This is a genomic window from Baekduia alba (assembly GCF_028416635.1).
Lineage (GTDB): Bacteria > Actinomycetota > Thermoleophilia > Solirubrobacterales > Solirubrobacteraceae > Baekduia > Baekduia alba.
Map to the genome: position 1 here is coordinate 2,191,894 of NZ_CP114013.1, position 11,605 is coordinate 2,203,498.

Annotated in this window: 9 protein-coding genes; all 9 read left to right on the forward strand. The window is 73.6% G+C overall.

Annotation, left to right across the window (positions count from 1 at the left end):
- Nucleotides 1-47 precede the first annotated feature (47 nt).
- The 9 genes from DSM104299_RS10975 to DSM104299_RS11015 all read left to right on the forward strand — a co-directional run bounded on the left by DSM104299_RS10975 (nt 48) and on the right by DSM104299_RS11015 (nt 11,593).
- Entirely contained in the window at nt 48-2,084 is a 2,037-nt protein-coding gene (locus tag DSM104299_RS10975; protein WP_272477346.1) for an NAD(+) synthase, read from the forward strand.
- Nucleotides 2,085-2,241: 157 nt separating this feature from the next.
- A complete protein-coding gene (locus DSM104299_RS10980) occupies nt 2,242-3,399 on the forward strand; it encodes a hypothetical protein (protein ID WP_272477347.1) in 1,158 nt (385 codons plus the stop codon).
- 1 nt (nt 3,400) lies between these two features.
- Nucleotides 3,401-4,051, forward strand: coding sequence for a Pvc16 family protein (locus DSM104299_RS10985; RefSeq protein ID WP_272477348.1), 651 nt, complete (start codon nt 3,401-3,403; stop codon nt 4,049-4,051).
- Between the two features lie 140 nt (nt 4,052-4,191).
- A complete protein-coding gene (locus tag DSM104299_RS10990) occupies nt 4,192-5,781 on the forward strand; it encodes a phage tail sheath family protein (RefSeq protein WP_272477349.1) in 1,590 nt (529 codons plus the stop codon).
- A 39-nt stretch (nt 5,782-5,820) separates the two neighbouring features.
- Nucleotides 5,821-6,270 (forward strand): phage tail protein, encoded by a 450-nt coding sequence (locus DSM104299_RS10995; protein ID WP_272477350.1) that lies wholly within the window; start codon nt 5,821-5,823, stop codon nt 6,268-6,270.
- Nucleotides 6,271-6,280: 10 nt separating this feature from the next.
- The gene (locus DSM104299_RS11000; protein WP_272477351.1) at nt 6,281-6,667 is read left to right on the forward strand and encodes a hypothetical protein; all 387 of its coding nucleotides are present in this window, start codon (nt 6,281-6,283) and stop codon (nt 6,665-6,667) included.
- Nucleotides 6,664-6,801 carry a DUF6760 family protein gene (locus DSM104299_RS11005; RefSeq protein ID WP_272477352.1) on the forward strand — a complete coding sequence of 46 codons (138 nt, stop codon included), beginning with the start codon at nt 6,664-6,666 and terminating at the stop codon, nt 6,799-6,801. The genes DSM104299_RS11000 and DSM104299_RS11005 overlap by 4 nt, the downstream gene beginning before the upstream one ends.
- A 2,552-nt stretch (nt 6,802-9,353) precedes the next feature.
- Nucleotides 9,354-11,138, forward strand: a complete 1,785-nt coding sequence (locus DSM104299_RS11010; protein WP_272477353.1) for a hypothetical protein — start codon at nt 9,354-9,356, stop codon at nt 11,136-11,138.
- Nucleotides 11,135-11,593 (forward strand): phage tail protein, encoded by a 459-nt coding sequence (locus DSM104299_RS11015; protein WP_272477354.1) that lies wholly within the window; start codon nt 11,135-11,137, stop codon nt 11,591-11,593. The genes DSM104299_RS11010 and DSM104299_RS11015 overlap by 4 nt, the downstream gene beginning before the upstream one ends.
- Nucleotides 11,594-11,605: the final 12 nt, after the last annotated feature.

The following is an 11,605-nucleotide window of genomic DNA, read 5'->3' on the forward strand; positions in this document are numbered from 1 at the left end:
CCCGGCGGCCGTCAGGGGCCTGCGCGATCCGATAGGACTTGCTGCCTATGGACTTCCGCTCCGTCTACGCGCACGGCTTCGCCCGGGTGGCCGCCTGCACCGCGCACGTCGCGATCGCCGACCCGCCGGCCAACGCCGAGACGGTCCTGCGCGTGGCGCGCGCGTGCTCCGAGGAGGGCGTCGCGGTCGCGGTGCTGCCGGAGCTGTTCCTGTCCGGGTACTCGATCGAGGACCTGCTGCTCCAGGACGCCGTGCTCGACGGCGTCGAGGACGCCCTGGCGACCGTGGTCGCCGGCACGGCCGACCTGCTGCCGCTGCTGGTCGTCGGCGCGCCGCTGCGCCATCGCAACCGCGTGTACAACTGCGCGGTCGTGGTCCACCGCGGCCGCGTGCTCGGCGTCGCGCCCAAGTCCTACCTGCCGACCTACCGCGAGTTCTACGAGCGCCGCCAGCTGGCGGCGGGCGATGACCAGCGCGGCGAGATCCGCGTCGGCGGCGTCGACGTGCCGTTCGGCCCGGACCTGCTGTTCGCCGCCGAGGACGTCCCGGGCCTGGTCGTGCACGCCGAGGTGTGCGAGGACATGTGGGTGCCCGTGCCGCCCAGCGCCGAGGCCGCGCTGGCCGGCGCGACGATCCTGCTCAACCTCTCGGGCAGCCCGATCACGGTCGGCCGGGCCGAGGACCGCAAGCTGCACTGCCGCGCGGCGTCGTCGCGCTGCCTGGCCGCCTACCTCTACGCGGCGGCGGGGGAGGGCGAGTCGACGACCGACCTGTCCTGGGACGGTCAGACGATGGTGTATGAGAACGGCGTCCTGCTCGCCGAGGGGGATCGCTTCCCGGACGGCGGCCGCCGCACGGTCGCCGACGTCGACCTCGACCTGTTGCGCCAGGACCGCGCTCGGACGGGGACGTTCGACGACAACCGCCGGACGCACGCCGCGCGCACCGACGCGTTCCGCCGGATCGCCTTCACGCTCGACCCGCCGAGCGACGCGGACCTCGGGCTGCGCCGGGACCTCGAGCGCTTCCCGTTCGTGCCGTCCGACCCCCGGCGCCTCGCCCAGGACTGCTACGAGGCCTACAACATCCAGGTCGCCGGCCTGCGTCAGCGGCTGGCGGCGATCGGCGAGCCGAAGGTCGTCATCGGCGTCTCGGGCGGGCTGGACTCCACCCAGGCGCTGCTCGTCGCCGCCCAGGCGATGGACCGGGCCGGCCGGCCGCGGACCGACATCCTGGCCTACACGCTGCCGGGCTTCGCGACCAGCGACGAGACCAAGGCCAACGCGCACGCGTTGATGGACGCGCTCGGCGTGACCAAGCACGAGCTGGACATCACGCCGACCGCGCGGCTGATGCTGGAGGAGATCGGCCATCCGTTCGCCGCCGGCGAGCCGGTCTACGACGTCACCTTCGAGAACGTCCAGGCCGGCCTGCGCACCGACTACCTGTTCCGGATCGCCAACCAGCGCGGCGGCATCGTGCTGGGGACCGGTGACCTGTCCGAGCTGGCGCTGGGCTGGTCGACGTACGGGGTCGGCGACCAGATGAGCCACTACAACGTCAACGACGGCGTGCCGAAGACGTTGATCCAGCACTTGATCCGCTGGGTGATCGGCAACGGGCACTTCGCGGAGGCGGTCGGCACGACGCTCGGCGCGATCCTCGAGACCGAGATCAGCCCGGAGCTCGTGCCCGGCGAGCAGCTGCAGTCCACCGAGTCGCAGATCGGGCCCTACGCGCTGCACGACTTCACGCTCTTCCACGTGCTGCGCTACGGCTTCCGGCCGTCGAAGATCGGCTTCCTGGCCTGGCACGCGTGGGGCGACGTCGCGGCGGGCGCCTGGCCGCCCGGCTTCCCAGAGGCCAAGCGCGTCGCCTACGACGCGCCGGAGATCCGCCGCTGGCTGGAGGTCTTCTGCCGGCGGTTCTTCGCCTTCGCCCAGTTCAAGCGCTCGGCGGTGCCCAACGGCCCGAAGGTCGCGGCCGGCGGCTCGCTGTCGCCGCGCGGCGACTGGCGCGCGCCGTCGGACGCCTCCGCGGCGGCGTGGCTGGCCGACCTCGACGCGCGCTGGCCGGCGCCGTAGCCCGGCACCGCCCGCTGCCCGAACGGGCGCGGCGTCGCCCAGACGGGCAGCGCCGTGCCGGTAGGGGCGAAGATCGGCGCTGAGGCGCGATCGGCATTGCGGCACGCCGGCGCGTGGGTACGCTGGGCGCGTGCTGGCTGTGCAGGAGCGTCGAACGGTGCCCAGTCCGGCGGGGACGGTCGCGCGCCGTCGCGCCGAGGACGACCGGCCGCGCGCGCCCGGCAACGCCGCGCTGGCGCGCGCGATCGCCAAGGTCGGCGAGCCCGCCGAGACGCTCCACTCGGCGCGCGCGATCGCCGACCAGACCGAGATCGAGGTCGGCGCCGCCTTCCTGGAGTCCCAGCACCACCAGACCGTGCGCTACATCAGCGACGGCGCGCTGAGGATGACCGACCCCACCAACTACGTCATCGGCCACAGCAACGGAACAGAGATCTGGGGCGGCGTCGGCGACGAGGAGTACGACGCGGCCACGCTGGCGGCGCGCCTGGTCGCGACCGGTTTCGCCGCGGGCATGAGCGTGCGGCTCGTGGCGTGCAACAGCGCGCGGGTGACCGCGACCAACCCGACGCCGCTCGCGCACGCGCTGCGCGCCGCGCTGACCGCCGCCCCGCACAACCTGGCCGGGATCACCGTCGAGGGCGCGCTCGGCCAGGTGCTCGAGGTGTCGCCGGCGGTCAGCGGCGTCTACGAGAGGGTCACACACACCGCGATGAACAACAACCTGGCGAGGATCCAGCGCAAGTACGCGCGGAAGCTGTCGACCGCGACCGACCGCTACCTCCAGGGCATGCTGCACCGCACCGTCAAGGACAGCGCCGGCGTGCAGGCCGCGGTCAGGCGCCTCGCCAGCGACCTCGGCCACACCGCGCCCACCGCGGCGAGCTTCGCCACCAACAACGCGTGGCGCACCTACCGTGAAGGCCTGGCGGGCAAGGTGCGCGCGGCCGGCGACGCCGTCCCGGAGGAGGTCGCCGACCTCGACGAGCTCGCGGCGGCTCACACGACGTTCAAGAACCTGCGGGTGCGCATCCGACGGTTCGGCACCGCCATCGGCGCGGAGCTGCCCGACGACGAGTTCGCGACGCTGCCCGACGAGCTGCTCGTCCCGTTCCGCGACGAGGTCGTCACGGCGACGACGGCGTGGCTGAGGTCGGGGCCGGGCAGGAGGGTGGCGGGTCCGGCCTACGCGGTCGCGCCGGCGCCCGCGCCCGCGCCGGCGCCGGCGGCGGCGGCGCCCGTGGTCGCGCCGGTCGCCCTCCCGCCCGTGATCGCCGCGCTCGCCGGTGTCGGCGCCGGCGGCGACGACGGGTGACATGGAGGGCAGCCCGTCGCCGCTGAGCGTGGGCGTCACGCCCAAGCGCACGCTCGCCGACCTCGACGAGGTCCTGCGCGTCCTGCTGACGCGCGAGCTGGACGGCGTCGGCGTCGGCCCGGTCGCCGTGACGTTCGAGGCCCCGGAGCGCGACCGCGCCGCGACCTGGGCGTCGCCCGCGCTCAACCTGTTCTTGTACGACGTGCGCGAGGCGACCGCCGGCCGCGACCGCACCTGGCAGCGCACCGGCGCCGAGGGCCGGCCGTTCATGGTCCAGGGCGCGCTGCGGCTCGACTGCTCCTACGCGATCACCGCGTGGACCCGGAGCCCGGTCGACGAGCACCGGCTGCTGTCCCAGGTCCTCTCGATCCTGCTCGCCTACCCGGTGCTGCCGGCCGAGCTGCTGGCCGGCGACCTGGTGGTCGGCGACCCGCCGGTCCCGCTGCCAACGCGCGTCGCGCAGGGCAAGGAGGAGGGGCGGGCGGACTTCTGGACCGCGATCGGCAGCCCGTACAAGGTGTCGATCGAGTACGTGGTGACGACGCTGATCGAGCCGGGGCGCCGGCGCGAGCGCGGCGGGCCGGTCGAGCGCGCCGACGTGGAGCTCGGCGGCGAGGTCGGCCACGTGGTTGCGCCGCCGGCCGACGGCTGAACGCTGCCCGGTCGGGCAGCGCGCTCTGCCCGCAAGGCCGCCCGGACGCCCGCTGTTCGCGACGGCCCGCGGCTGCGACGGTGTCGCGATGCCCCCGGCGAGGTCGGGGGCCAACGGCCTTTAGTCCACCGAGGAGCTCCGTGCCCTACACCAACCCGACGTCGACGCCGGGCGTCTACATCCAGGAAGGGCCGCCCGCGAGCCGGCCCATCGAAGGCGTGGCCACCTCGGTGGCGGCGTTCATCGGGCTCGCGCCCGCCGGCCCCGTCAACACGCCGACGCTCGTGACGAGCTGGTCGGACTTCGCCCGCAAGTTCGGCGCCGGCGACGACGGCCCGTTCATGAAGGGCGCCTACCTCGCGCACTGCGTCAACGGGTTCTTCCTCAACGGCGGCACGATCGCCTGGATCGTCCGGGTCGGCACCGACACCTTCCACGGTCGGCCGATGGCCGCGCTGCCCAGCGCGGTGAGCGACGTCCCGGCGCCGTTCGAGGCGGTCCTCAAGGACGGCGTCCCGACCCAGGACGACAAGGACAAGGACATCGCCTACGGCGTCGAGATCGCCGAGGAGGACGCGCGGACGCCGCCGGCGGGGCTGACGGTCGATCCCAAGGAGGCGGCGCCGCCGGCCAAGACCTACAAGGTGACCGTGACGGGCGGCGCCGAGCCGGAGGTCTTCGAGGGCCTGACGGCTACGCCCGGCCCGCACTACCTCGCGACGGTCGTCACCGAGCGGTCGCAGCTGGTGAGCATCGTCCCGTCCGGCGGGCTGTTCAGCTCCGTCGAGCTCGCGCCCGCGCCGAAGGCCTACAAGCTGGAGATCCAGCAGCCCGCGCCCAACCCGGACTCCGACGCGCTGGTCGGCGACTCGAGCCGGATGACCGGCATGGAGGGCCTGGCGCTCGCCGACGACGTGACGATCGTCTGCCTGCCCGACCTGATGACCTTGCAGTTCTCGACCGACGACATCGCCAACGTCCAGAGCAAGGCCGTGAAGTTCTGCTCCGACGGCCGGCGCATGGCGATCCTCGACCCGCCGCCGGCGCTCAACGACCAGGAGATCCTGGCCTGGCGCAACAGCGGCAAGCTGCCGGGCAGCCCGGACAGCCGGTTCGCGACGCTGTACTGGCCGTGGATCCAGGTCAAGGACCCGATCACCAAGACGACGATCGACATCCCGCCCTGCGGGCACGTCGCAGGCGCGTGGGCCGGGACCGACGGGACGCGCGGCGTGCACAAGGCGCCGGCGAACGTGAACCTGGCCGGCGTCGTCGGCCTGGGCTTCGCGGTGTCCGACAGCGCGCAGAGCGAGTTGAACCACCTGGGCGTGAACTGCATCCGGACGTTCCCGGCCCGCGGCACGCTGATCTGGGGGGCGCGGACGCTGGAGACCGACGGCGAGTGGAAGTACCTCAACGTCCGGCGGCTGTTCAACTACCTGATGGCGTCGATCCTCGAGAGCACGCAGTGGGCGGTCTTCGAGCCCAACGACGAGGTGCTCTGGGGGCAGCTGCGCGTGTCGGTCAGCAACTTCCTGACGCGGACGTGGCGCACCGGCGCGCTGTTCGGCGCGACGCCCGACGAGGCGTTCTTCGTCAAGTGCGACGAGGAGACCAACCCGCCGGACCTGATCGAGGCCGGCCAGGTCAACGTGAAGATCGGCGTGGCGCCGGTCAAGCCCGCCGAGTTCGTGGTCTTCGAGATCAGCCAGTTCCAGCCGGGTTCCTGACCCGGGCCTTTCGACGAGAAGACCTGAGGAGCCCCTGCCATGGCGACCGCCGTCCAGACCCCTGTCTCCAACTTCCTGTTCACCCTCAACATCGGCGGCGCCGAGGCCGCCGGCTTCTTCGCCGAGGTCAGCGGCCTCTCGACCGAGAACCAGGTGATCGAGCACACCGCCGCCGACGCGACCGGCAAGCCGCTGCCACAGCGTTTCCCGGGGCAGGTGAAGTGGGCCAACATCGTGCTCAAGCGCGGCGTCGACGCCAAGCTGGACCTGTGGAACTGGCGCAAGACGATCATCGACGGCCAGGTCGACAAGAACCGCAAGGACTGCACGATCAACGTCCTGGATCAGACAGGAGCCGTGATCGTGACGTACGCCTTCGTGCGCGCCTGGCCGTGCAAGTACTCCAGCCCCGGGCTGAACGCGTCGGGCAACGAGATCCTCGTCGAGGAGCTGGAGCTCGCGCACGAGGGCTTCACGCGCACCAAGTAGCGGTGGCCTGATGTCCGTGCAGACCGAGGTGCCGTTCGTCCTGCCGATCGGGCTGGTGGCCGACGACGGGGAGACGTATCGCGAGGGCGTGATGCGGCTGGCGACCGCCCGTGACGAGATCCAACCGCTGGCGTCCGCCGAGGTCCGGCGCAACGAGGCGTACCTGACCGTGCTGCTGCTCGCCCGCACCGTGGTGTCGGTGGGGCCGGTGGTCGACGTGACGCCGGAGCTCATCGAGGGGCTGTACGCCGCGGACTTCGACCACCTGCAGCGGTTGTACGAGCGGCTCAACAGCGATGGCGACGTCCGGGCGGTGTTGGATTGCCCGCACTGCTCCGAGGTCGTCGAGGTCGACCTCCGCGCGATCCAGGACGAGCCGGTGCCGGCGGGAAAATGACCCGGCCATCTCTGGACCAGATGTACTCGGAGATGGCCTCGCTCGCCCGGGAGTTGCACTGGAGCGTCGACGACGTCCTCGACCTCTCCCACGTCGACCGCCGCCGCTGGCTGGCGTGCGCGGTGGACCGATGAACCCGGGCGACGTCGCCGCGCGGGTGGCGGAGGCGCGGAAGCCGCGCGCGCTGGCGCGCGCGACACGGCTGCTGCGGGGGGCGGGGGAGGAGACGGCTGCGGCTGCGGTTGCGCCGTCGGTGGGTCCCGGTCTCCCGCTCGGCCTGACCGAGGGCGCGAGCCGCTGGCTGACGGAGGGCGTCCTGCCCGACGCGCTCGTGCCGATGATCGGAACCCCGAACTTCCCGGGGGACGGGGGCGGGCCTGCGCCGGAGGCGGAGTCAGCGCCGGAGCCGGCGCCCGCGGCGGCGGTCGACCCACCCGTCCCCGAGCGACCCCTCCGCCGCGGCACCGCCCGCGAGGTCCCTTCGCGGTCCGCGACCATCGCTCGCTCGGCCGAGCCACCGACCATCGCCTTACCACCCGCGCCGATCGCGCCGTCCGGCCCGGTCGCTCGTTCGGCGCAGCCCGCTTCGGCTGTCACGGCGCCGTCGCCCGCGACCAGCGCCTCGACGTCCTCTTCCCCGACCGACTCGCCGCCTTCACCGACCGCTCCGTCCGCCTCGGAGTCTTCGTCCGCCGTCGATTCGGCGGTGGCTCCGTCTGCCGCCGTGGCTCGTTCGGCCTCGGTCGGCCCGTCGCCGGCAATGTCCGCCGCGGAGTCTTCGTCCGCCGTCGCGTCGCCGGTGGCGTCGTCCGCCGGGGTCGCTCGTTCGGCGTCGGTGGCCTCATCGCCGGCGACGTCCGGCTCGGAGTCTTCGTCCGCCGTCGATTCGGCGGTGGCTCCGTCTGCCGCCGTGGCTCGTTCGGCCTCGGTCGGCCCATCGCCGGCAATGTCCGGCTCGGAGTCTTCGTCCGCCGTCGATTCGGCGGTGGCTCCGTCTGCCGCCGTGGCTCGTTCGGCCTCGGTCGGCCGATCGCCGGCAATGTCCGGCTCGGAGTCTTCGTCCGCCGTCGATTCGCCGATCGCTGGTGCGGCCCAGCTACCCGCCGAGGTCACCTCGTCGCCCACCACGCCCGTCTCGGAGTCTTCGTCCGCCGTCGACTCGTCGATCGCTCCGGCCGCCTCCGTCGCTCGTTTTGCCCAGCCCGCTTCGCCTGCCGCTGCCGCGCCCACTCCTGCCGCCTCGCGCGCGACGACCAGTTCTGAGGCGGCGGCCGGCGGCGAGTCACCGCGAGCCGTGGTCGACCCGCCCACTCCCGCCGCAACGCTCGCTCGCTCGACCCATCGTTCGCCGCTCGCCGTCGAACACGCGTCGCCGACCACGGCCGCTCCGGCGTCGCTCATAACTCGCCAGGCGACCGCTTCGGAGTCCGCGCCCGACGGTGCCGCGACCCGCTCGCCTCCGTCGTCCAACGCGGCGATCGCTTCGCCCACCCCACCATCGCCGACGGCCTCCGCCGCGATCGTCGCTCGTTCGGCGCAGGCCTCTCCGCCCAACGCCGACGCACACAGGCCCTCGCGGCCTCCGTCGTCCGCCCCTGCCGCGACGACGGTCCCGGAGTCGGAGTCCGCGCCCGACACCGACATGAGCTCGGTGTCGCTCGACCCGGAAACGACCGCTTCGCCCTTCTCACCAACGTCGCTCGCTCCGGCCGCAGCCATCGCCCGGTCGCCGTATGCCGCCGACGCGAGCGCTCCACCGCTTCCGTCTCCCCCCAACGTGGCGCCCGCCGTGTCGTCTGATGCTGCCTCCGCGGCGGCACTCCCCGGGGGAGCCGCCGAGCTGTCTCGCACGGTGCGATCTCCTGCCCCGGGCGCCGCAGTCCCTGCAGAGGTTGTGTCCGACGCCGATCCGCTGCCTTCGCCTCGCGAGAACGCCGTGGCCAGGACTCCCGCAACGCTCTCGGAGTCCGCGTCTCGTGCCGATGCGGCGGCCGAGACCGCTGCGACGGTCTCGGAGTCCGCGCCGGCTGCTCCCCCCGCGACCGTCGCGCGCGCCGTGCGGTTTCCCGCCGAAGTCGCTGCGGACTCCGCGTCGGGTGTCGGCGTGTCGCCATCGTCTCGCGGGGATGCCGTCACGGAGGCTCCTGCGGCGGCCTCGGATTCGACGCGGGCTGCCGGCCCCGCGACGGTTGCGCGCGCTGCGGATTCCGCGTCGGCCTCCAACCCGCTGCCTGCGTCTCACGGCGACGCGTCTCACGGCGACGCGGTCGCCGAGCCCGCTGCGACGGTCGCGCGCGTGGCGCGATCTCCGGCCGAGGCCGCTGCGGAGCCGGCGGCTGGCGTCGACGCGTTGCCTCGGTTTCCTGGCGATGCGGTCGCCGAGCCCGCTGCGACGGTCGCGCGCGTGGCGCGGTCCCCCGCCGGGGCCGCTGCGGAGTCGGCGGCTGGCGTCGATGTGTTGCCGTCGTCTCCCGGCGATGCGGTTGCCGAGCCCGTTGCGACGGTCTCAGAATCGGCACCGATTGCACCCGCGGCCGACGGCGAGGCGCCGCCGCCGTCTGCTCGTGGGAGTGCGGTAGCTGAGAATCGCGGAGCGGTGTCGGAGACCGCGCCGGTTACGGTCGCGCGCGTTGTGCGGTCGCCCCCGGAAGCCGCGTCTGGTGTTCCGGCGTTGCCCTCGTCAGCCATGGACGCGGTCGCCGAGCGATCTGCGGCGGTCTCGGAATCGTCGCCGGTCGCCTCCTCCGGAGGTGGCGCCGGCGCCGCGGAGACCGGGTCCGGCATCGAGGCGATGCCGTCGTCTTCCCACGGGAGTGCGGCCGCTAACAGTGGTGGCGCGGTCTCGGCGTCTGCGCCGGCTGCGGTCGCCGGCGTGATGCGGTCGCCCGCGGAAGCTCGGTCGGGCGAGGCTGCCGCGACGGTATCGGAATCGGCGCAGGCGCTCTCGGCCGACGGCGAGGTCGCGCCGCCGTCGTCTTCTCGGCTGGATGTGGTCGGCGAGAGTGCTGCGGCGCTCTCGGAGTCTGCGCCGGTTGCTCCCGCGGCGACGGTCGCGCGCGTGGTGCGGTCGCCCGCGGACGCTGAGTCCGCCGAGACTGCTGCCATGGTCTCGGGGGCGGCGCCGGCTGCGGCCCCCGCGACAGTCGCTCGGGTCGTGCTGTCGCCCGTGGAAGCTGAGCCCGCTGCGGCGGTTTCGGAGTCTGGGCCGGAAGCGGTCGCGCGCGTGGCGCGAGTGCGTTCCGAAGGCGGTGAAGTCGAGGTGGCGCCAGCGTCTCGCGATGATGTGGTCGCGCCGTCGGCCATGGTCTCCGCAGAGGCCCCGGAGTCTGTTGTCGCGCGCTCGGTGGTGATGCCCGGCAATCAGGCGTCGGCCGCGCCGGAGGTCGCGAACGGCGCGCGGGGGATGTTGATGCGTCGACCGACTTCGCGGATGCAGCGGTTGGCGCGGGCGGCCGAGATGGCTGCGCGGACGGCTGTCGATCGCGTCGCGGCGGCGCGTCGGGAGGGCGCGCCGAGAGCGAACCCCAACATGCTCCCCCGGGCGGGGCGCCCTCTGGCAGCGCCGGTGAGCGCCGAGGTCGCGGTGTCCGCTTCCGCTCGGAGCGCGGTGGTGGCGCGCCGGGCTGAGGCTGTTGGGTCGGTGGACGGCGCGCCGGTGAGTGGGGAGGTTGAGGCGCCCGCTCCTGCCCGGAGTGCGGTGGTGACGCGTCGGACTGAGGTTGCCGCGCCGGTGAGTGGGGAGGTCGCGGCGCCCGCTCCTGCCCGGAGTGCGGTGGTGACGCGTCGGACTGAGGTTGCCGCGCCGGTGAGTGGCGAGGTTGAGGCGCCCGCTCCCGCTCGGGGTGGGGTGGTGGCGCGTCGGGCTGAGGCTGCTGCGCCGGTGACTGCCGAGCGCGAGGCGCCCGCTCCCGCTCGGGGTGGGGTGGTGGCGCGTCGGGCTGAGGCTGCCGCGCCGGTGAGCGCCGAAAGCGAAGCGCTGGTTCCCGCCCAGGCTGAGGCTGCTGCGCCGGTGCGTGGCGAGGGTGAGGCGGTGGCTCCCGCCGGACCCGCGGTCGTTCGGGTCGCGCGGGTGCCGGTCGCAGCCATGGATGGTGTCGTCCGGGACGCTCGGCGTAACCGGATCGACGAGGCTCGGTCGGAGCCGGACGTCCCCGCGGCGGCGCACACGCCGGTGCGTGACGTTCCGGGTGCCGAGGCGATGTTGGCGGCGCTGGCGCACCAACAGCAACAACACCACCAGGCGGTCGTCGCGCGAGCGGCGGCGCCGGCGCCGGACCCCCCGAGCACCACCGTCGAATTCGCGCGCCCCGCTCCCGCTCCCGCCCCCGAGCCGCAGCCACAACCCGAAGCCACCCCGCGGCCCGAAGCCACCCCCGACCAGCCCAACCTCGACGACCTCTACGACCGCCTCGCCGACCGGCTCCGGCGCGAGCTCCTCGACGACCACGAGCGGCGAGGGTCCCTCCATTGAGCCCCAAGACCAACCCCAAGACGACGGCGCCCGCCCCGACGGCCCTCCAGCACGCCTTCGTCGCCACGCTCGGCAACGGGAGCCGCCTGCTCGGCGCCTTCCTGGAGATCTCCGGGCTCGGCTTCGACTACCAGACCTACAACTACGAAGAGGGCGGCAACAACCTCTTCACGTGGACGCTCACCGGCCGCGTCCGGCACTCGCACATCACGCTGCGCAGCGGCGTCACCGACAGCACGGTCCTGTTCGACTGGGCGTCGAATCGCGGGCCGCTGAGCGGACCCCAGAACCTCCTGCTCCGGTTCACCGACCCCGCGGGCGACACGCTCCGGACCTTCTCCATCGCCGCCGCGATCCCCGTCAAGTGGACCGGCCCCACGGCCGACATCGGCGCCAACGCCGTGGCGACCGAGACGCTCGAGATCGCCCACCGCGGCCTGCTCGGGACCCCGTAGGACCTCACGACC

Coding starts and splice junctions, on each gene's coding strand:
- DSM104299_RS11005 (WP_272477352.1), top strand. CDS start 6,664: ATGACCCGGCCATCTCTGGACCAGATGTACTCGGAGATGGCCTCGCTC.
- DSM104299_RS10985 (WP_272477348.1), top strand. CDS start 3,401: ATGGAGGGCAGCCCGTCGCCGCTGAGCGTGGGCGTCACGCCCAAGCGC.
- DSM104299_RS10995 (WP_272477350.1), top strand. CDS start 5,821: ATGGCGACCGCCGTCCAGACCCCTGTCTCCAACTTCCTGTTCACCCTC.
- DSM104299_RS11000 (WP_272477351.1), top strand. CDS start 6,281: ATGTCCGTGCAGACCGAGGTGCCGTTCGTCCTGCCGATCGGGCTGGTG.
- DSM104299_RS11010 (WP_272477353.1), top strand. CDS start 9,354: ATGGACGCGGTCGCCGAGCGATCTGCGGCGGTCTCGGAATCGTCGCCG.
- DSM104299_RS10975 (WP_272477346.1), top strand. CDS start 48: ATGGACTTCCGCTCCGTCTACGCGCACGGCTTCGCCCGGGTGGCCGCC.